This window comes from Mycolicibacterium sp. XJ870 (assembly GCF_053483975.1).
Genome location: NZ_JBEFTI010000004.1, coordinates 1 through 22,302 on the forward strand (window position 1 = coordinate 1; position 22,302 = coordinate 22,302).

General features: G+C 64.9%; 13 protein-coding genes. 11 read left to right on the top strand and 2 right to left on the bottom strand.

The window, feature by feature from the left end; translation table 11 throughout:
- Positions 1 to 75 precede the first annotated feature (75 nt).
- The 11 genes from ABQF30_RS17215 (at position 76) to ABQF30_RS17265 (ending at position 20,162) form a co-directional block, all read left to right on the top strand.
- Positions 76 to 12,438 carry a toxin glutamine deamidase domain-containing protein gene (locus ABQF30_RS17215; RefSeq protein ID WP_448465904.1) on the top strand — a complete coding sequence of 4,121 codons (12,363 nt, stop codon included), beginning with the start codon at positions 76 to 78 and terminating at the stop codon, positions 12,436 to 12,438.
- On the top strand, positions 12,435 to 12,692 hold the full coding sequence (locus tag ABQF30_RS17220) for a DUF7161 family protein (RefSeq protein WP_448465906.1): 258 nt from the start codon (positions 12,435 to 12,437) through the stop codon (positions 12,690 to 12,692). Before ABQF30_RS17215 ends, ABQF30_RS17220 begins: the two co-directional genes overlap by 4 nt.
- Before the next feature lie 2 nt (positions 12,693 to 12,694).
- Complete coding sequence (locus ABQF30_RS17225) at positions 12,695 to 12,925, top strand: hypothetical protein (protein ID WP_448465908.1); 231 nt, start codon at positions 12,695 to 12,697, stop codon at positions 12,923 to 12,925.
- Positions 12,926 to 12,930: 5 nt separating this feature from the next.
- Complete coding sequence (locus ABQF30_RS17230) at positions 12,931 to 14,460, top strand: hypothetical protein (protein ID WP_448465910.1); 1,530 nt, start codon at positions 12,931 to 12,933, stop codon at positions 14,458 to 14,460.
- A 195-nt stretch (positions 14,461 to 14,655) separates the two neighbouring features.
- Complete coding sequence (locus ABQF30_RS17235; protein ID WP_448465912.1) at positions 14,656 to 14,988, top strand: hypothetical protein; 333 nt, start codon at positions 14,656 to 14,658, stop codon at positions 14,986 to 14,988.
- Positions 14,989 to 15,017: 29 nt separating this feature from the next.
- Complete coding sequence (locus ABQF30_RS17240; RefSeq protein ID WP_448465914.1) at positions 15,018 to 16,496, top strand: hypothetical protein; 1,479 nt, start codon at positions 15,018 to 15,020, stop codon at positions 16,494 to 16,496.
- Positions 16,493 to 17,494: a beta-ketoacyl-[acyl-carrier-protein] synthase family protein gene (locus ABQF30_RS17245; protein WP_448465916.1), complete on the top strand. Its 1,002-nt coding sequence runs from the start codon at positions 16,493 to 16,495 to the stop codon at positions 17,492 to 17,494. Before ABQF30_RS17240 ends, ABQF30_RS17245 begins: the two co-directional genes overlap by 4 nt.
- Positions 17,495 to 17,498: 4 nt before the next feature.
- On the top strand, positions 17,499 to 18,323 hold the full coding sequence (locus ABQF30_RS17250) for a hypothetical protein (protein ID WP_448465918.1): 825 nt from the start codon (positions 17,499 to 17,501) through the stop codon (positions 18,321 to 18,323).
- Between the two features lie 143 nt (positions 18,324 to 18,466).
- Positions 18,467 to 19,420 carry a WXG100-like domain-containing protein gene (locus ABQF30_RS17255; protein ID WP_448465920.1) on the top strand — a complete coding sequence of 318 codons (954 nt, stop codon included), beginning with the start codon at positions 18,467 to 18,469 and terminating at the stop codon, positions 19,418 to 19,420.
- A gap of 2 nt (positions 19,421 to 19,422) precedes the next feature.
- Positions 19,423 to 19,869, top strand: coding sequence for a YbaB/EbfC family nucleoid-associated protein (locus ABQF30_RS17260; protein ID WP_448465922.1), 447 nt, complete (start codon positions 19,423 to 19,425; stop codon positions 19,867 to 19,869).
- Complete coding sequence (locus ABQF30_RS17265; RefSeq protein WP_448465924.1) at positions 19,866 to 20,162, top strand: WXG100 family type VII secretion target; 297 nt, start codon at positions 19,866 to 19,868, stop codon at positions 20,160 to 20,162. Before ABQF30_RS17260 ends, ABQF30_RS17265 begins: the two co-directional genes overlap by 4 nt.
- On the opposite strand, the gene ABQF30_RS17270 is transcribed toward ABQF30_RS17265, so the two are convergent.
- Together ABQF30_RS17270 and ABQF30_RS17275 are read right to left on the bottom strand one after the other, a co-directional pair.
- Positions 20,154 to 21,917: a hypothetical protein gene (locus tag ABQF30_RS17270; protein ID WP_448465926.1), complete on the bottom strand. Its 1,764-nt coding sequence runs from the start codon at positions 21,915 to 21,917 to the stop codon at positions 20,154 to 20,156. The genes ABQF30_RS17265 and ABQF30_RS17270 overlap by 9 nt on opposite strands.
- A gap of 31 nt (positions 21,918 to 21,948) precedes the next feature.
- Complete coding sequence (locus ABQF30_RS17275; protein ID WP_448465928.1) at positions 21,949 to 22,269, bottom strand: hypothetical protein; 321 nt, start codon at positions 22,267 to 22,269, stop codon at positions 21,949 to 21,951.
- Positions 22,270 to 22,302: the final 33 nt, after the last annotated feature.

The following is a 22,302-nucleotide window of genomic DNA, read 5'->3' on the forward strand; positions in this document are numbered from 1 at the left end:
GACGAACGGCGCCGGCCGCTGACGGGTGGGGTCCGGCAGCAGACTGTCGAGCCTGCGATCGGCCGCCCGCTGCAGTTGGCCGACGATCCGGCCGCCCGCCACTCGGTCCATGGCCGCAACCGGTGGAACCCGGATTTCCTGCGCAGCACCAACTGTGCCTACACCGTCGCAGAGGAGCTGTCGGTCCGCTACGGGCGCGACTTCAACGTCGACGCCCCTATCTCGCCCCGCGGCGTCCCGGCCAGGAGCTTGTTCGAGGCGGTCGGGTCGGCTGCCCGGTTCGGATCCTATTCTGAGGTGGAGGCCACCCTGCAACGCCTCGGCCCGGGCTCATCGGCAGTTCTGGCGTCCCGTTGGAGCGGCCGGGGCCAGGGTGGCCACGCCTATCTCGCGGTCAACGACAGTGGCACCATCTACTTGCTCGACCCGCACAGCGGTCAACGCTCGGGATGGCCGCCGCACTGGGGCCGGGACGCCGTCAAGCGCACCGCCGTCGGGTATCTCGATGCCGACGGTGTCGCCGTCAACCCGCTGGACGGCAATACCGACAGGCAACTGCTCGACGCCGATGCCGTCGGCCACGTACAGGGTGATCGGACCGACAACGCTGACCACGCGATTGCCGAGGAGGCGCTGGCGCAGCGCACACCGGCGGTGCGGCCCGATGAACTCCGCAATCCGCTCGGGGTGCCCGAAGAGGCCGCTGCCCGCGCCAGGAACAACGCTGTCTGGTGGGCCGGTCTGTCCGAGACGCAGCAACAGGCACTGATCGGGACCTATCCCCAGCACATCGGGAACGCCGAAGGGATCCCGGCGGCCGCCCGCGATGCGGCCAACCGCAATGTGCTGCAGGAACTTCGCGATCGTGCCGATCTCATCCAGACCAAGATCGACGAGTTCGAACGACCGTCCCGGGCCGAACGCAAGTTCCTGGCGAAAATCAATCAGTTGGACCGCGCTCTGGACAAGGCCCGCGCCGACGCTGCGCGCGCCGGCGAAGATGGCCCTCTACTGCTGGCCTTCGATCCTCAGGAGTTCGGCGGCGACGGACGCGTCCTACTGAGCTTCGGCCATGACCCCTATTCGGCGGACTCGGTGTCCTGGCACGTGCCCGGCGTACAGACGACGATGCACTCCCTGCTCGGCTTCTACAGCCACTCAGCGCTCAACCATCTGCAGTCGGTGCGGGCGGAGAATGCCGAGCTCAAGGCTACATCGATCGCGTGGGTCGGCTACGACGCGCCCAGCGGCAGAAAGTTCTGGCGCGCTGCCGGTCACGGATACGCACGCACTGGCGGCGACATGCTGTACAGCGACATCACCGCCTTCAATGCCGTACATGAATCAACCAGTGGCACAGTGGTTTTCAACGGGAACCACATCTTCGGCTACTCCTACGGGTCGACCACAACCGGTTACGCCGGCCGTGACGGGCGGCTGGGCGATCACGTCAGCACCGTGACGCTCGTGGGGTCGCCCGGGGCCGGCCCGATCACGCACGCATCCGCCTTCGGCATCGGGGCGGACAACGTCTTCGCGGCATCCTCGTCGCGTGACGTGGTCACCGCGCTCGGTGGACGCACACCTGAGTCCTCCGGCCGGATCCTGGGGATCGGCCTCGGCATCGATCCCGCCATGCATTCCTTCGGGGCGGTGCGGGTCACCGCCGAGTTCCCGTCCGGGCTGAATCACCTGCTCACCGGCGGCACACATCACGCCTACTTCCTGCACACCCCTTCGTCGGGACGCAGCGAATCGCTGGTGAATCTCGGCCGGATCGCATCGGGCCATTCCGGCCGGGTCGCGGTCGAACCGCACCGGACCGTCGATGGCCGACACACCGTCGAGCCCGCTGCCGGGTCGTCGGCGCGTCGAATCTGGAACCTGCCGTGGCGATCTGGCCAGAACTGCGCTCTAGGTGTCGCCCAGGAGTTGTCGGCGATGTACGGGCGCGAAGTTCAACTCGCGACCCAACCGACGCGAAGCGGCGTCCCGGCCCGCGTGTTGTTCGAAGCGGTCGGGACCGATGCGACGTTCGCGACCTACGCCGAGGTCGAGCAGCGCTTGCGCGAACTCGGTGACGGGTCGTCGGCTGTCCTCGCGTCGCGGTGGAGCGGCGGGCGGGGTGGTGGGCATGCCTATCTCGCGGTCAATGTGGGCGGGGAGATTCATCTCGTCGATTCGCACCGGGGCCGTTCGGGATGGCCGCCGCACTGGGGACAGGACGCGGTGAGCCGCACCGCGGTCGGTTACCTCGATCCCACCGGAAAGCCGGTGGGGCGCAGCACTGTCGATGCCGCGCTGAGCCTTGCGGCGGCCGACGACATCGGCCATGTGCGGGGGCACCGCGATGAGCCCGACTTCGGGCGGCGTCAGGCCGAATACCGTGCACAAAACCCCGCCACCCGACCGGTGGACAGCCGATACGCCCAGTCGTTGGACGAGGTTGTCGGCAGCCTCGACCCTGCCGCGGTACATCAACTGGCCGAAGACCTTTCGGGCACATACGGGCCGCATCGGATCCAGCTCGAGGGCGAGATCGTCGGCCGTGAGGTCATGCTCACCGGCACGATCTTCCACGGCAACCGTAAGATCGGCACGATCCAGCGGACCTTCCAACGGGAGGCTGATGGGAACCTCGTCGCTTATCACAACGGGCTGGTGATCGAGGAGGAATTCGAATACCTGCGTGGTAAAGGCTTCTCGAAGGCGGTGACCGCCGAGCTCGAGCGCTACTACGTGGATTCCGGTGTTGACCATATCGAGCTGAAGTCGCATGACACCGGCAGTAATGCGTGGGCGCGCAGAGGTTTCACCTGGGATCCGAAACCACACCGGCTGGCCGAATCGCTGGGGAGCATCAAGAGTGCGGCCACGCGTCTGGCACCGAACCTCAGCCCGGAGGGGCGCGCGGTGCTGGCGGACATGGTGGCCCGGCTCGAACCCGGCCATCCGCGGCTGCCCGAGCCCATCGAGGTGGCCACCCTGGCCACCGCCGCCGAGCCTGGGCTGGGCACGAAACTGTTGCACCGCACCGAAGTCAGCTTCGTCCGGCACCTGCCGGTCGCCGAGGAACGAGTTCAGCCGAACACCGGGTTGATGTCCCGGCTGCAACGCTGGCTCGGGCTCGGCGGACAGCAGTCCTCGGCGCAGAACTGCGCCCACGGCGTTGCCGCGGAGCTGACGCAGCGGTACGAGCGGCCCTTCCGAGTGGACGTGCGGGCTTCGCGCACAGGGGTTCCGGCGTGGGCACTGTTCCGGGCCGTCGGATCAACCGCCCAGTTCGCGACCAACGACGACGTGGCCGCGACACTGCACGATCTCGGCGATGGCTCGTCGGCGGTGTTGGCCTCGCGCTGGGCGGGCAGCCAGGGCGGCCACGCGTATCTCGCGGTCAACGACGGCGGTCAGATCTATCTGGTCGATCCGCACACCGGAAAGCGCTCGGGTTGGCCGCCGCACTGGGGCCAGCAGGCGGTGGACCGCACCGCAGTCGGGTACCTCGACACCGACGGCACCGCGGTGCGTCCGCTGCAACAAGCGCCGCTGCACGTTTCGCTCAGCGTCGCCGACGGCATCGGAGATGTCCGGGGCCACGGGGCGGCCAGCGATTTCCCGGGCAGACAGCAGGAATACCGCGCGCAGGATCCCCTCACCCGGCAGGTGGACACCCGCTACACCGAACCGCTCGGTGAGGTCGTGGACAACCGCGAGCCCGCGCAAACCCGCCGGCTCGCCGAGGATCTCTCCGGGGTATACGGCCCGTACCGCGTGGAGTTCCAGGCGTTCGAACACCCGCGCGGGGTCGTGCTCAACGGTTCGATCTTCGCCGGCGATGTCGAAATCGGCTCTGTCGAGCGGATGTTCAGCCGTGACGTGTCGGGAAACCTGGTGGCACACCACACCGGAGTCGTCATCGATCAGCCGCAATTCCGCGGCAAGGGATTCTCCACGGCGCTGTCATCGGAACTGGAGCGGTTCTACACGCGTGCCGGAATCGACCGAATCGAGCTCGAAGCACAGCACGACGGCGCACACGTGTGGGCGCGCCGCGGCTTTACCTGGGACCCCCAGCCGCAGAAGCTGCAAGGGTCCCTCGACGACATCAAGGCGTCGGCGCGCGAGCTGGCACCCGGGCTCGATGAGCACAGTCGCGCCGTGCTCGACGAGATGGTTCAGCGCCTGGATCCCGAACGGTCCGATCTGCCGGAGCCCGTGGAGATTGCGTCGCTGAGCACCCCCGAGGTGACAAATCTCGGCCAGCAGTTGCTGGAAGGTTCGACCTGGCAGGCGGTCCGGTATCTGGACGGTTCTGACCCGCACGCGGCCGGTCAGAACTGCGCCCACGATGTCGCCGGCGAACTGTCGTCGAGATACGGCCGTGAGTACCGGGTGGCGGTGGCACCCTCGCGCACCGGGGTGCCCGCCTGGTCGCTGTACCAGGCCGTCGGATCGCGGGCCCAGTTCGCGACGTACGACGATGTGGCGGCGACGCTGCGGCAGATGCCCGATGGTTCGTCGGCCGTCTTGACTTCGCGCTGGGCCGGGGGACGCCACGGCGGCCACGCCTACCTGGCGGTCAAGGACGGCGGCCGAATCTTCCTGGTAGACCCGCACACCAGACAGCGCTCGGGCTGGCCACCGCACTGGGGCCGGCATGCCGTCGACCGCACCGCGGTCGGATATCTCGATGCCAACGGCGATCCGGTAGAACCCCTGCACCGCACTTCCTCGCAGCAGGCGTTCGGCGCCGCCGACACGATCGGTGACGTGCGGGGCACCGTCGACACCCGCTACGCCGAACCCTTGGGTGAGGTGATCAACGAGTCGGGGGACCAGGCTCGGGCGCAGCGACTGGCCGACGATCTGTCGGGTGTGTACGGGCCGTACCGCGTGCAGTTCAGCGCCGAAGCGCTGCCGAGCGCGGTACAGCTCAGGGGAGAAATCTTCAACGGTGACAAACGAATCGGGGAGATCGACCGGATCTTCATCCGCGATGACACCGGAACACTCGTTGCCCACCACAACGAGATGAAGATTGAGGACGAGGCCTTCCGCGGCAAGGGCTTTTCCAAGGCATTCCTGTCCGAATTCGACCGCTACTACGTGCGTTCCGGGGTCGACCGCATCGAGCTGCTGGCCGCGTGGGACGGCGCCTACGCATCGGCCCGGCGTGGGTTCACCTGGGATCTACGCACGCATGAACTGCAAGAATCTCTCGACTCGGTCAAAATCGGGGCAAGGCGGCTGCTGGGTTCAGTCAGTACTGAAGCCCGCGAGGTTCTCGAACAGGTCATACCGCGGTTGGAGCCCGGGCACCCCCAGCTTCCCGAACCCTCGGACGTCGCGAATCTCACCGCTCCCGGTCACCCCGAGTTGGGACGCGAGATACTCCGCCGCGCGACCTGGCACGCGGTCAAGTACGTCGACAAGACCCCGGGTCACCGATCGCCGGACGACGTGGAACTGGCCGGATTCTGGGACCGCATCGGGCAATTGGATCAGGACGCATTGTCGCCCGAGGCGCTGGCCGATGCGGTTTACCGCTCGGTACCGATCGATACGGTCACCGGCTTCTACGAAGGGCGCGTATCGGGGTTCAAGAGTGCAGAGGTCCTGCGCGCGCAACGACATGTTGAAGACACGCTCGACAACGCGTTCTTCGTGTCAGCTGACATCGCGAACCTCAGAGGCTTGAATCAAGCGGCTGCGAACCGGACCGAGGCGAACGCGCACTTCTCCGGCCTGTCGGCGGTCTTCCATGCCGCACTTGCGGAATCCGGGGCCGATGTGGTGCCGATGCGAATCGGCGGCGACGAACTTGGTGCGGTGGTGGTCGGCGACATCGACGAGTCGACCATCGAGTCGGCCATCGCCACGATCCGCGCGCGTGCCCAGCAGTATGCACAGGAACACGGTCTGGCTGACATCCCGCACCCAAAGCATCCGGGGCAGCCCGAATACAACGGTGTGGGATTACACGTTGGATACGCTGGGGTTCAGCCCGATCTCGATGTCCGCGATATCTTCGATGACGCGGATCTCGGGGTGGACCGCAGCAAGACGAGGAGGTCGCATGTCGCAGGAGGACCGGGACGAGCGACTGGGATTGACCGGGCTGACACCGCAGGAGAGGCAACGCCGGGTCGAGGAGATGGAACGCGAACTGGCTCGCAAGCAGCAGGAAGCGAAAGCCAAGTTGCAAGCCGCGCGGGCACGGAAGGCCAAGCTGGACAACGGCTGAACGGCCGCACCGCGTATCAGCAGCCCGAAGACCTGAAACGTGCCACGTTCCTGGCCGACGCAGCCCGGCTGGGTGCGGAGGGTCGCAGCGCACTACAGGCCCTGTACGAACCACAGGGTCGCGACGAGGTTTCGGGCTTTTATGACGGCCGCGCTTCGGAGTTCAAGACCGGAGAAGTCTCGCGGGCCAGGCGGTGGATCACCGAGTCAGGTGAAGCCGGCATCCTCGTCTCGGCTCAGCTCGACAACCTGTCCGGTCTCAATGCATACGTTCAGAACCGCGCTGAGGTAGCCAATGCCCACTACCGGGCGATCACCCAGATCTTCCGCGCTGAAATCGAGGCGACCGGCGCGACGATTGTCCCGATGCGCACGAGTGGCGATCGGTTCGACGCCGTCGTGATCGGAGCCGTCGACTCCACCGCCGTGGACGCCGCGCTCGACCGGATCGGCAGCCGCACCGCCGCCTACGCACAGAACGAGGGCCTGACGGACATCGCGAACCCGTCGAATGCCGACCGGCCAGGCGTGCGGTTGTTCTTCGGATACTCCGACCTCACGTCGCACGGCACTGTCGACGAGGTCATCGAGGCGGCCGAGCGCCAGATGTTCGGCCGCCAGGACTCGGGTGATCCCAGACGAGTTTCGCAACCCGAGGTCGACATCCCCAACCCTCGCCAGCCGTACAACGCGGCGGATTTCGTCGGTGACGTCCAAGGACACCCGGACGACAGCGAATTCCTGGCCAGGCAACAGGAATACCGGGATCAGGACCCCGCAGGCAGGCCGGCGGACAGCCGGTACGCCGAACCCGTGGGCGACGTGGTGGACAACGCGTCCGACCCGCAGCGGGTGCACCAGCTGGCCGAGGATCTCTCCGGCGTCTACGGGCCCTTCCGCATTGAGCTCCAGCGGGTCCCCGACGAGGCCGCGGGTATCGCCGGTTACATCCTGAGCGGCGGTAAACGAGTCGGGAACATCTACTGGTCGTATCGCCGAGACGCCGAGGGCAATCTGGTCGCCTTCCACGGGATGATCCAGATCACCAGTGCATCCAATCGAGGAAAGGGATTCTCCAAGGCTCTGGCGAAGCAGCTGGAGCCCTTCTATGCGCACTCGGGCGTCGACCGGATCGAGATGGAAGCCGCCTGGGACGGTGCATATGCTTGGGCCAGTTGGGGTTTCAACTGGGCACCGGAACTTGCAAAACTGCAGGAGTCGCTGAACAGCATCAAGAGTTCGGCCCAGCGGCTGCGGCCGCAGGTCGGCCCTGAAGCGCAGGCCGTCCTCGATGAGGTCGTGCAGCGGCTGGATCCCGACCACCCGCGCCTGCCAGAGCCCATCGATCTGGCGCGTCTCACCGCGCCCGGTCATCCCGATCTGGGCCAACGTCTACTCACCAACACCAACTGGCATGCCGTCAGGTACCTCGATCCCAATGCCGGCGATGTCATCGGCGACGTGCGGGGGTACCCCGAGGACGGTGAATACCTTGCACGGCAGCAGGATTACCGGAATCAGGATCCCGCCATCCGCCAGGCCGACACGTCCTTTGCCGATCACATGGCCGAAGCGATCGACAGCTATGACCGTCAGGATGCCCGCCAGCTCGCCGAGGATCTGTCGGGGCGCTACGGGCCCTATCATGTCGATTTCTCGGTCGAGCGCTCCATCGGTGGCGAAAGCGTGTCGCTGTACGGGCAGATTCGCAGTGGTGAGTCCGGAATCGGCTACGTGTCCCGCAAGTTCTCGCGTGACGACGACGGCAACCTCGTGGTCCACAACACCATCATCAAGATCGAAATCGCCGAATATCGCGGGCAGGATTTCTCGAAGGCGCTGACCTCCGAGCTGGAACGGTATTACGCGCGATGTGGTGTCGATCGCATTGAGTTGGTGTCCAAATGGCAGGGCAGCAATGCCTGGGCGCGTAGAGGTTTCACCTGGACCACCGATCAATACCATCTCAACGAGTCCCTGAATCACATCAAAGAAGCGGCACGTCAATTGCGCGGCCGGGTCGGTACCGAGTCCCAGGCATTGCTCGACCAGACGGTGGAGCGCCTGGAAGTCGGTCATCCACGGTTGCCCGAGCCGATCGACCTTGCGAACCTAGCCACCAGCGAGGAACCTCAGCTGGGCCGCAAGCTGCTCGACAACACCTCGGTTCACTTCGTGAAGTACTTGCCCAGCCTGCCCAGCGCAGACCTACAGGCACCTGATCAGAACTGCGCACACGGGGTCGCCGACGCGCTGTCGGAAAGGTACGGACGCGAATTCCGTGTGGCCGCAGAGCCATCCCGCACCGGGGTGCCTGCGCGCGCACTGTATGAGGCCGTCGGTTCGGCTTCGCGATTTGCCACCTACGACCAGGTGGAGGCGAGTCTGCGCCAACTCGGTGACGGCTCATCGGCGGTGCTGACGTCGAGATGGCGTGGTGGACGCAGCGGTGGACACGCCTACCTGGCGGTCAACGACGGTGGGCAGATCTACCTACTCGATCCGAGCACCGGAGAGCGCACAGGGTGGCCGCCGCACTGGGGTCAGTTGGCCGTCGACCGCACTGCTGTGGGCTATCTCGACGCCAACGGTGATGCGGTCAACCCACTGCACGACGTTCCGCTTCGGCTCGGCACCGCCGAGTCTGTCGGCGACGTCCAGGGCCTTCCGGCTGAACCACCATCTCCTCAGCAGATCGCCGGCGAGGCGTTGGCGCAACGGAACCCGGCGGTGGACGCCACGGAGTTGGTCCGTCCTACCGGCGATGTTCGGCTGGCGGTAGAACGGGCCCAGGCCAATGCGGTGTGGTGGCAGGGACTGAGTGAGGATCAGCAGCAGGCGCTGATCGAGGCCTATCCGGTGCAGATCGGCAACGCCGAAGGTATCCCGCCGATGGCTGCCCACGAGGCGAATTCCCGTGCCATGCAGGATTGGCTGGCCAAGGGTCGTGAGATGCAGTCCAGGCTGGACAGCGGCATCCGTCTGGGTTGGGAAAAGCACCTGGAGATGCTGCGTGCCAAGGCGGTCGGGGATGCCCTGCAGCGGGCGATCGATGCCGCACGGCGGGCCGGCATCGACGGTCCCTACCTGCTGCGGTTCGACCCCGATGCACATGGCGGCGCCGGTGTCGCGGTCGTCGGATTCGGCGTCGATCCGTATCTCGCGGAGTCGGTTTCGTGGCATGTCCCCGGTAGAGGCATGACCATCCAGGAACTCGGCCCCGGCATGGGTTCGGCGCTCAACCATGCGATGTCGGTCCTGCTGGAGAACCCCACTGCGTCAGTGGCCTCGATGTCCTGGATCGGGTACGACACGATGGCAGACGATGCAGCTCAAGTCGGTGGTGACAGCCTTCGTAGCGACATCAGCGGATTCAACGCCGGCCGCGATGCCTGGACATCAGGCGAGCGGTTCATTGACAACCACGTGTTCGGGCACTGCCAGGGATCGACGGTCGCTGGTCATGCCGGCGAGGCGGGGCGGTTGAGCGGCCAAGTCCGCACGGTCACCCTGTTCGGCTCGCCCGGGCTGGGCCCGATGGACCACGCCGGGGAATTCGGTCCTGGCATCGATGTCTACGTGGCCTCGTCGTCAACTGACACCTTTACTTGGCACGGCGGCACGACGCCGGGTGCACGCGGAGACTTCCTCGGCGGATTCGGTGTCGACCCGGCGATGGATTTCTTTGCTGCACAACGAATCACCGCTGAATTCCCGCCGGTCGAGATGACAAGGGCGGGGGACTACGACATCCACAACTTCTATTACAAGTTCGTGGACAAGGACGCGGGTGTGCGCAACGAGTCGCTCGCCAATTTCGGTCGCATCGCCGTCGGGCACGTCGAGCGCGTCGGAATCGAAGAACACCGGACTGTCGTCAGCGGGCCGGATCAGGAGACGAAGGTCCGCGACCCGGCTGCCTCGAGGTCGGTGCTACTTGACGATCTCGGGGTGCCTGATGCCGACCCGGCGGGCAACTGCGCCTACGGCGTCGCTGATGCGGTGTCGCAGAGGTACGGGCGTGACATTCGAATCGAAACCGCGGTCACCGCAACTGGGGTGCCGGCGCGTTCGCTGTTCCAAGCGGTGGGATCACAAGCCGATTTCGCGACATACACGGAGGTGTCCGAGAGATTGGCGCAGCTGGGGCCGGGCTCGTCGGCGGTGCTGACCTCTCGCTGGACCGGCGTGCGGCAAGGTGGCCACGCCTACCTCGCCGTCAATGACGGCGGCGAGATCTACCTGATCGACCAGCGCACCGGGCAACGTTCGGGATGGCCGCCGCATTGGGGACAGGGAGCGGTGGATCGCACTGCGGTGGGCTACCTGGACGAGAACGGCAATGCCGTTGCCCCGCTGGACGATCCATCGTCACAGCTGGTCGCCCCGCACGCCGTAGGCGACGTGCGGGGCCTTCCAGCTGATCCGGAATTCCTACGGAAACAACAGGAATACCGAGATGACCGTTCCAAAACCCGCGAGGTCGACAGCCGCTATGCGGATCCGCTCGCAGAGCTCGTGGACAACCCCGATCCCCAGCGCGGTCAACAGTTCGCCGATGACCTGTCGGGCGTGTACGGCACGTACCGGGTCGAGCTCGAAGCCGAAGCCGTACCAGGCAGCGACATGGTTGCCATGTCGGGTTTGATCTTCGATGGCGATACCGAAATCGGTTCGCTCGATTGGTCATTCAACCGAGACGACGACGGCAAGCTCGTCGCGTACAACGGCCTTGTGAGCCTTAGCCATGGGTATAGAGGACGCGGGTTTTCCAAGGCGATGCTGGGCCAGTTCGAGCCCTACTTCATCCGCAGCGGTGTCGACCGCATCGAACTGACCTCCGATTGGCAGGGCAGCAATGCCTGGGCGCGCCGCGGGTTCACGTGGGGGCCTGATCTCTACCACCTCCAGGGCGCATTGGACCAGATCAAGATGCGCGCCCAGGACTTGCGGGATCGGGTTAGCGCCGAGGGTGAGGTTGAGCTCGACGAGATGGTGGAGCGTCTGGAAATCGGTCATCCCAGGTTTCCCGAGCCCATCGATCTGGCAATCCTCGCCACTGAGGAAGAACCGGATCTGGGCCAGCGCCTGCTGGACAACACCTCGATCGACTTCGTGAAGTATCTGCCGTCTGACCCGCTCGCCGCGCTGGCACTCCCGCATCACGTTCCGGGCTCCCTGCCCGAAGGCGAAGCCATCACGGCCTTCACCGATGGCGAACTGAGGCTGCGCGCGCTCAACGAAGAACTCGTGCGCAACGGGGTCACAGCGGAGGACCGCGCCCGGCAGCTGACCGAAACTCGGAATGCCCTGCGATCCTGGGCATATGGGTTGATGACCAACCGGGTAGCCGCCGATTGGCTCTCGGCCACTACGGCGAACCCGACATTCGAGGAACTGGTCGCCCGCAACGAGGAACGGGGCCTGACCGGCGATGCGGTGTACGACGCGATCGTCGAGACCGCCACCCACAGTCGCCTCGCCCCCGGCAGCCTGTCCGACATCGAGACCGGCGCGGTGTATTCGCAATTCGAACTCGGAATGCGGGCGCTGGACGAGCAGATGATCCGCGATGGGGCCAGCGCCGAGGACCGCGCCAGGACCCTGTCCGGCCTGCGCAGCTCGCTGCGTGCCTGGACCCGTGAACTGATGGAGAACCGGCCCGCGGCCGAATGGCTGGCGGCCAACGAGAGTGCTCCGGCGTTCGAGGATCTGGTTGCCCGGTACGAGGCCAAGGGACTTACCGGCGACGACGTCTACCGAGCCATCATCGACGGCGCCACCCACAGCCATTACGCTGCGGGAACCCTGTCCGACGAAGAGACCCGCACCGTCTACACCACCTTCGAGCTCCGGATGCGGGAGCTCCGGGAACAGCTCCTGCGTGACGGCGTCGGGGCCGAGGAACGGGCCAGGACCTTGTACGGGATGCGGAACACCATCCGCAGCTGGACCCGGTCCCTGATGGAGGACCGCCGGCTGGCCGAATGGCTGAATGACAATGAACCCAATCTCACCTTTGACGAGCTGGTGGCGAGAAACCGCGCGAAAGGTCTGGTCGGGGACGAGATCTATGAGGCCATCGTTGCCAGCTCCACCCGCAGCCGTGGCAGTGTGAACGCAGACCTGGGCATCGACCCCGACAACCCGCCCGACTTGCCCCCGATGAGGGGTCCGACCGAGGAGCCGACATGACCGACCAGCGGTACACACCGCTGCGCTACAACCAGTCCGGACTGCGCGGTAAGCGCGCCCGGGTGCTGGTCGAGGAGCCCACCGACGAGATCGACTGGCCCGCCAACCTCCCGGCCGGGATCAAGACCGTGATCATCGTGGACGATGCGCCGAACCCCCACCACACGCTGCGGGTGCACCCGACCGATGACCCAGACCGCGTGGCGTTGGTGGTTTTCGACCAGTTGGCGCTGTACGAAGGTGACGAGGAGTAGGCATGGACCCGCGACGGATTGAGCTCAATCGCAAGCACAGCAGGGAGATGGGTGCACTGTTCAACCAGTTCCTTGACCTTCATCCGGACATCGAATCCGAGATCAACGATGCCCAGATGACGCCGGAGCAGGACGCGGCCTGGACCGAGTTCAGCGCCCAGTTGCTCGCACGTCAACAGGCTGAGCGCGCTGCGCTCGCCGACGTCATCGAAGCTGAACGAGAGGGAAGGTAGACGCAATGGAAGCGGCACAGGCAATTTCGTTGGTCACGGACTGGATCCGTTCGCGAGGGCTCGACTACCCGACTGATGGACTCGCAGCTGATCGGTTCGACGCCGGCTGGAGCGTGTACGCACCGGTCGAGATCGACGACAGCGATCCGATGGCGTTCCTCGACATCCCGGTCGGACGGTCGATTTTCCTGGTGGGCGACTCCGGACGGATCGAAGAAGTGTCGTCGTCGATCCCGCCGCAACAGGCACGCGACCAGTTCAGCGCCACGGAACGCACCACGGCTACGGCCCCCGGTCCCGCCGACGAAGCCGCCTTCATGGCCGAGTTCGAGAAGCAGTTCAACGCCGCGGCCGGTGACGGGCCGGCGCCGATCGCCGATTTCACCGTCGTCGACACACCACCGGCTGAGTCGAGTTCCCGTGATGACGCGCTGGCCGGGGACGAGGCGATCGCCGCGGAAGCCTCGCAACTGCTGGAGCCCATCGCACAGCAACTGGCCGCGCTCGGGCCGGCGGGCTGGGAGGAGTTCTCCGCCGAGTTCGCCTTCACAGTGTCGTCGCAGATCGCGCAGTTGCAGTTTTATGCGGCTGACCGCGCGGGTCTGGTGCCGGTGCCGCAATCGATCGCCGAACTCGTGCAAAGGCAACGTGAAGTCTCGGCGCGCATGAGTGCCGGACCGTGGTGGCGGCTGCTGCTGAACGTGACCAACCGCGGCGAGATGTCGGTCAACTACGACTACGGCGACGAGCCGTTCCCAGAAGACCAGTTGGTCACTCCCGAGTATTACCGCAACGATCTGGAAACCTATCCACGCGCTCAACTGCCGGTCTGGCTCGCCGCGTATGTCGCCGGGCCCGAGGCGCAGGGCCGCGACTCCACGCAAGCCGCTGCCGCAGCGGCCGCAGACAAAGTCGCAGGGCGGACGGCCGTCATCACCGACGAGATCCCGCCGCTTCCCGACCTGCTCGCTCGTTGGGCGTCGCTGTCGGCCGCGTACGCCGGGGCCGGATCGGAGTGGGGACCACGGATCTATCCCGGGTACGCGTGGTTCGAAAGCGACCGCCGCAGCGGGGCCACGTTGTACCTGCTGCCCGGCGACCGGGCGGTGCTTTCCGGGGGCAAGTGGAACTCCGCCTTGCTCGACGCCGCATACAACGGCGGGAAGCCGCTGCCAGACCTCTACACTGGGGCGCCGGCCTGGGTGAACGACAGTGTGCTCAACACCCGAAACCGCAACGGCCTCTTGAGCTTCTGCTTCTGGTGGGCCGACGGACGGTGGCATCGGGGCAGCAGCGACACCTCCGGTGAGCTCGAAGCGGCGCTGCCCGCGATCTGGACCGAGGATGCGACCGCCGCGGCGATGGCAGCTCAAACAGGTTCCGTCACAACGGATCAATGCCGGGCGGTGTTGGCCGCGGCAACCAGGGGTGGTGCCGCCTTCGATGACGTCGCCGCGCTGTTCGCCAACCTGCCCGACGCAGAGGTGGACGTGGCCGCAAACCAACTCAGCCTGGCCGGTCTGCTGGAGGTGTGAGCCAACACAGCAATCGAGTACTTCTTAGCCGAGTGATTCATTCGTGGTGAACCGTTGACCTGTCGAATGAATTCATGCAAAGTTAACCTCGACTTGCACGTGGGTCGGTGGCGTAAACAGCTGTACGCAGAAAGCGTCGACTCGCGACACAATCGACGCGGTCGGCCATGGTGCGCCACCGCATAGGACGTGGCAATGGCGATCGAGGACTTGACGTATCAGTTGACGGCGCTCAAACAGGGCGGTCAACCCGACCTCCAGTTGTCGGAGGCGGCCCGGGACGATTACGTCAACGCAATCAAGGAATACCGGCAGGCTCTCGTCGAGCAACGCGACAACGTACTCGTACTCAATGATTTGGGAAACGCGGGCGGGTATCGGTCTGCGCAGCAGACAAAGCAGGAGCTGGAGTTGAATGCTGTCGGCCTGGTTTCGATATATGAATCGCTGAACAAATACGTCGAATACCTCGATGAGCTTGAGGAAACGGTGAACGCAGCGTTCAAGCGGATGCAGGCCGAAGGCTAGAGATTCGGAAAACCTGACAGGGGGCTTCGGTGTGCGGTGATGCGATACAGGATGCGATCGTCGAACCGGTCGCCAACTTCATGGTCCAGAACCCGTTTGTCACCGACATCGTCAGTAGCCTGGCACCAGGCATGCTCGGACATGTCCTGCCACTGGCTGTGCGAGCACTCAGCGACTTCTCCAGCATCGATCCAGAGGATGTGAAAAAAAGCGAAACCAGACTGGACGAACTCAAAGAGCTTTCGTATGAGACCAATCCGACCGGTGTAACTCCCGAGGATTTCAGCAATGTGACGTTCGAGGAAGTCGCCTCAAAGTTCACCGACGCTACCGCAACATGCGGCGTGCCCGAAGCATGGCGCGATGTGAGCGGCAAGATCATCGATGCGACACAGAATTTCAATCGCACACTCGCTACTTTGGAGCGTCGGGAGGGCGAGGACAGCTGGACGGGTGCGACGCATGACGCGGTGATCGGCAATATTGAATCATCTTTTACGGAGCCGGATTCGGCGAGTAGCGGAGCGGCCGCGATGGAGATCTTGGCCGACGCCTGGGCGAAGACGATCGGGTCGATACATGCGAACATCCTGGCAAATCAGGAGACGTATCAAAACGATCTCGCTGCTCATCCAGAGTTCGTGGACGACATAAAACACGATTACGACACGTTTGCGCAGTCAGTCATGCAGGACGTATACGCACCGAACATCACCGATATCGCCAACAAGAACCCGGCATTCACCGCCGGTGGGCCACCCGAGGTCGGACCTCAGGAACCGGGCGGGCCGCAATTGCCCGGCGGTGTCGGACCAATGTCCAACCCCGGGTTGACACCGCCATCGTTCGATCGTCCGAAGCTGCCCACCACCTCTGCTGCAGGACCGAAAGCGTCCGATCCCGGACTCAGCGCCCTCACCGATCCGCTGCGAACCGTCGGCGATGCGGCACGTAACGCCGTCGGCCAGGCCGTGGACGCGGCGAAGAAAGCCGCTGCGGCAGCACAGACCCCACCCGATCCAAAACTCGGCGGGCCACCCGAGGGAGTGCTGGGCCTGGGGCCGAAAGGTTTGGCCGGCACGTCGAACGCCGGGGGCGGTGGAAAGACGGGTGCGGGTGCGGGTGCCTTGCGGGGCATGCCGACCGCCAGGCCGGTGGGGCTACCGTCCACAGCTTCTCCGAAGATGGCTGCGCCTGTTGCCGGTGCCGGCCTGAGCAATCAGTCTGTTCCCCCCGGGGCCGGGCCGGCTGCGGGGCAGCGCGCCGGGGACAACAACAGCAAGGGCCACCAGATCAACAAGGCTCTGCGACACAAGAAGAACGGCAACGCGGTCGCGGGCGAGGCAGGGGCAGTGGTTCCGGTCATCGGCGCGAAAGAACCCTCCGAGGAAGCCCAGAACGAGCGATCCCACCAACCCGACCGCCCCACCGACGTCGAGGGACCCACGAAAACTCCGCCTCGGCCGGTGCGTCCGTCCCCTCAGCCGATACCGATTCCCGGGCAATGACCGATATCCGCGCGATCGGGCTACTGGTACCCACCGCACGGTCGACAAGTCCCGAGGAGGTTGGCTCCGCGCCTGACTGGCGGGCGGTGTGTGAGCTACCGGGACGATCACCCGCACAGATGGCCACACAGGTGGGACAGGCAGTGCTCGCGGCAGCTGAAGTTCCGGCTTCGGGAATCGGCTGGGTGATCCACTGCGGCTCCTGCTACCAGGGCAGCGCCGGGTGGCCCGTGCACCACGAGATCCAATATGGCGTCATCGGCAGTCACGGAAACGCCATCGAGATCCGCCAACACTGTAGTGGTGGACTGACATCGTGGTTGGTCGGTGACCGGATCGCCGGGAAGCCGGGCGCGGTCATCTGCACCGGTGCCGACAACTGGTCGTGGGCCGACCGGTTCGCGACGTCCCGATCCGATGGTGGGGAGCCGTTCTCAGATGCCGCGCACGCGGTGGTGTTGTCAGCCGGCGAGGGTTTCGCGAGGGTTTTGGGCACCGGCACCGCAAGCTGTCCGGAACAGGCGCAGGATTGGAAAACTCGCGAATGGTACTGGGAACACGCAACGATGGCCGACTTTCAGACGACGTTTGCGCGGGTCGCCGGCACGAGGACAGAGGGCGCCGGCCGTGATTCCTTCGAAATGCTCTCCCGGGCGGTGATGGCGGCCCTGTTGGACGCAAAACTCAGCGCGCAGTATGTAACCCATTTCGTCCCGCACTCGTCATACAGTGGCGAACCGTACCGAGCGGTGGCGAAGGCCCTTGGTCTGCCCTGGTCGGACGCCCTGCATCAGAACAACCTCGACCATGGCTACCTCGGGGTCAGTACCCAGGTCGCCGGACTGATCGCACTCGCGGAATCCGAAAGCCTGCCCGCCGATTCCATCGTGATTCTTCTCGCCGCGGAGTACCAACTGAGTGCGACCGCGGTGGTGCTTCACATCGTCCGCCGACCCGTCGTATCCGCTGAGGGTCTGATCCGGACGATACGGGGGTGAGCAGGTGAAATCTGACGAGCGACATCCGCACCAACGGACGGTCAACCGGGCACCGATCAATTCGGTATCCCTGCAACCGGTGGGCAGCATAGGGCTCACCGACGTCGATATCCTCAGCAAGTCGTACGGGCGCGATTTCCTGCCGTATCCGTTCATGTCGACGCAGCCATCGCGCTTCGCCTCCCGCGACGAATACGTCGAGTACGCGATATCGGTGCCTGATCGATTCAACTACGGTGACCTACAGGTCTTTCGACGGTGGGCGGCGTCATACGCGTATGCCGATATCCGCGTCGAATGCCACGTCCAGTACATACCCTCGAGTCGGCCCAGCGTCCGAATCGTCGCCAACCGAGTCGGCGAGATCGGATATCTGGCACGGCAACGCCCGGAGGATGACGCCATCGACGTGTATGAGGTCTCCCCCTACGACCTCGGCGCCGCGGTGGCCCAGTGCGCTGAACTCACCAGGCCAGGTCGTCACCACACGGTTGTCATACCCGAGTACGGGCTGCCCGCCGAGGAACTGCCCGACGACGAACCGTTTACGATCCAGCACATGGTCGAGGTGACCACCGCGGAGGCGATCTGTCGTGCTCAGGTGACCACATTCGGCACCGTGCAGAGCCATTGGCGGCCCACCCGGCGTTGGGGCTTCGATCGCGGCAAGGCCGCCGCGGTGTGGGTCGGGATCAAGGATGACGGCGACTATCTCTACCCGGAAGACAGTCATCAGGCCCAGCCGATGACCCGACGTCATCTGGCAGATCGGATTGACGAACTGATCGCCGCCGACGTCTCTGTGTTGCGAGAGTTCCGGAATCGTTAAGCCACCAATGAGATCGGTATCGCAGCTTCCTCGTCATCCAACTGACCGGTAGCTGAACTCTCGGCGAACAAGACCGTCCGCCGTGGCGGACTTTGCAAACGCGGAATAACGTGAAACCCAATGCTGCATGGAATCTTTCGGCGATGGGGGATCGCGTGACCCTGCAGATTCCGGGCTACCTGCAGTGGGTGTCGTACCTGGTGGGCTACCAATGGCCGCAGGGCGACGAGGACGCCATGTACCGCATCGGCGGTGAATGGGGTGTTCGTGCGGACCAAATGACGGAACTGATACCCGAACTGAACCGGATGCGGGCGAGCACGAGTGCCGTCCTGCAGGGCGTGACCGCCGGAGCGGCTGACGGGGAGTTTGCGTTGTTGTTCGACGGGGACGCCTCTGTCGACAAACTCGCCGAGGCGATGGCTGCGCTCGGGACTCTTTCCGAAAGCACCGGCAAGAACATCGAATACACCAAGCTGCAGATCCTGACTTCTCTGGCGATCGCGGCATTCGAGATCGCCTGGGCGCTGGCGCAGACCTCGGTGACGTTCGGCGCATCGGCAGCCGCGATCCCGGTCATCGAAGGCACCACATACGCAGCGATCCGGCAGGCGGTAGCGATGCTGATGAAAGACGTCATGACCGACCTGGGCAGGGCCATGACGAAGACGACGGTGCACCGGATCGTCAAGAAGTCCGGCGTCGAGGCGTCTGAAGCCGTGGGCCAGGAACTGTTCATCCAAGGAGTGCAGCAGTCGAGGGGTCATCAGCAGGGTGTCGACTGGAATCGACTGGGAACGGTCGCGGTGGCGAACTCGGTCGGGGGTGCGGCTCAGGGCACCGTCAGCATCTACGGCCAGCGCGCACTGGGTAATTCAACGTTGAAGGGCGCGGTCGTCGGCTACGCCGCCGGCATGTCCAAGGATGTGGCAGGCTCGCTGGCCACCGGTCAACCCGTCGACGTCGTTTCTGTACTCGGCTCCGCCAGCACCGCGGCGACCGGTGGAATTCGCGGTAGAGCCGCGGCGCGCAGCAATACGGCGTCGACGGCGGATGGGGGCGGTGCTGCGGCGGCGAGCGGGGGAGACGGGGACTAGGCATGGACAACGACGCGGCGCGACACGAACTGATCGAGGCATTGGCCCTTTTGCAGGAACAGATGGCCGATCTGGCCGCAGTGGAGACCGCGCGGGCAACCTTGTCCGCGACGGCCACTCGCGCCCACGGGACCGTCACGGTGACCGTGAACGCAGATGGTGTCGTCACCGGCACTATGGTCAGCGAATCCTATTTGGATAACCACGATCTCACTGATCTCGGAAGCCATATCACCGCTGCGGCCCAGGATGCCACCCGCGACGTCGAGCGGAAAGTCTCGGAGCTCCTTGCACCGCTGGCGCGGCGGCGCGAGGAGATGCCCTCGCTGTCGGACATCGTCGACGGCGCCCCCGACATCAGAGATCTGTTGTCGACGCCGGTGCCCGTAGCGGCTAGCGACGGCGAAGAAGAGCGAGACGATTACCCCACTGTGAGGAGTGCGCGATGACGGTACCGCTGGGTGTCACGCCGAATGAGTTGCGGGCCACCGCGCGGTACCTCGCCCAGGTCAGCGGCGACATGAAAGCCGTGCAGTCCGGGCTGATGCAGACGCTGCGCAGCGAAGGCGAAGCTTGGGGGGACGACAAGATCGGCAAGCAATTCGCCGACGGCGCCAAAGGCTACGTAGCGCAGCGGGATTGGGTCGACGGGTCGATCACCGCCAAGACCGACCTGCTCGACTTCTACGCGAACGGCTTACAGGTCACTGCTGACGCGCTCGAACAACAAGACTCACCCTGATTGCCCCGGCGTGAACTTCGGCGTCCGGGGCGGTTGCGCCGGCGAGGTGTGAACAGCCGAGTCAGGTTGCCAACTGGTTCCCCGCTGCGGAATGCGGCGGCGGGACTCGGGCTGCTCGGCCGGCGCGCTCTCGGCCTGCGCCAGTTCTTCGTCGGCGCCGACCACCGGCACCGCCGCCTCGGCGCCCCCGATGACGTCCTTGCCATTCTTCTTGCGCCGCAATGCCTTGTTGACCTGATGGCCCTTGCCGTTCTGATCGCCCGCGCGCTGGCCGGCGGCAGGGGCGCCCGCACCGGGGGAGCCCGCCCCGGCACCCAGACCGGCGGCGGCCGCTGGGGCCGTCACCTTCGCCGCCGTAGTCGCAGGTGCCGTGGTAGGAAGGCCACTCGGCATGCCGCGCAGGGGAACTCCGCCACCGGCTCCGCCGCCGCCCTTGCCCGCGCCGGCACCCCCGAGTCCTTGCGGCCCGAGCCCGAGGACACCCTCGGGCGGGCCTCCCATCCCTGACCCCAGCGGATTCTGCCCGCCTTGGGCAGCGTTCTTCATGGCATCTGCGAGCTGGCCGGCCGCGTCCTTGCCGGCGCTTGTAGCCGAGTCGATCGCGGACTTCACCGGATCGGTCAAGCTGTCGAGAGCGTCGGTCTGATCGGAGTTGTTGGTGGAATCATTCTGGTCAATCGGCTTGAGCTCGTCGAGCGGGTTCTTGTCCAGGTTGAGCTTGTCCAACGGGTTCTTGTCCATGTTCAGCTTGTCGAGCGGCTGGGTGCCGCCTGGACTCGGCATGTTGGGGCTGCCCGGACCACCGGGGCTACTCGGACCACCCGGACCACCCGGACCGCCGGGTGCCGTCGGATCCCCGTACTTCATGTTCGGTGGCGTCGGAAGGTTGGGGAAGTTCTTCGTGACCGCCACCACGGCCGGGGTGTACACGTTCTGGAATAGCTGAACGGCCTTCTGGTACGCATCGATGGAGCGGTTGATCTCGTCGAGCTTTCTGAGCGCATCGGCCGCCGTCACGTAACCGTCATCGTTGTTCCGCAGGTATCCGCTGCCGTCGATGTGGTACTTGGAGTTGAAATCGTTGATCGCCGAGTCTAGTTCTTGCTTGTTGAACTGGCCCTTGTCGATCAGCTGATCGTTGGCGTCGTCGGGGAAATCGTCGCGAACGCGGGTGAACGCGTCTTTCAGCACGGTCAGCCGGTCGGCTATGGCGTCAGAAGCCGGTGTGAAGTCGTAGATCGCACTGTTCGTAACCTGCTTGGATGCCGCTTCGGCCGCCGCGGCGCTGTCGCCGGACCACTTTCCGGTGATTGCGGTGGTGACGGTTTCCTTGAAGTTTTCGGACTCTGTCTTGAGGGTGTTTCCGTGGCTCGTCCAGTCCGAAGCCAGCTCTTCGATCTTGGCGGGGTTGAGTGAATCCCGCTCCGCACGCATGAAAACGAACTCTTTGTCCTCCCAGTTCAGGGATTCGGGACCGGTGAGTTCGTCCTGGACCTCCAGGTACGTGCTGTTGTCGGATATCAATCCGGGGACCTCGCCGAGGAGATCACTGTTCGGCTGATATTGAGCGACTTTGTTCTCGTCCTGCAAATCTGAATCCAGCTGGATGAACTCGCCGTCATCGCCGATCAGCGCAGCGCGTTGGGGGTAATTGGAGTTGGTGACGAACGCGTTGTCATAGATGGCACCACTTTCGCCTTCCTCGTTGGTGCTGGTGCCCAAGGTCGCGCCGAGGTGATTTCCGAAACCACTCATGATTTCCCCAAGCTATTCGTTCGTGGTAAGACTAGCCGTTCTGCGAGGCGCGCATGGCTTCGGCCGCGTCCCGGGCGGTCTTGACGAAAGCCTGTGACTGCGACAACTGTTCGGTCAGATACTCGGTCAACGCCTTGCCGCGGGCATCGAAAACCTTCTGCACCAGGACCGCGAGGGGATTGGCCGCTGTCCCGAAGTATCCGGTGGTCTCGTCGAGGGCATCGTTGATGAGCGTTTGGAGGCTTTCCTCATACGGCTCGAAGACCCGGTTGACCTCTGCGATGACGGTCGGGTCGAGGTAGAGCTTCTTGTTCGTGGTGTCGGCGTTCAGGCCGCCCCAAGGGTTGGTCATCATGCTCCTCTGCGCTGATCGTTCATGCGAATA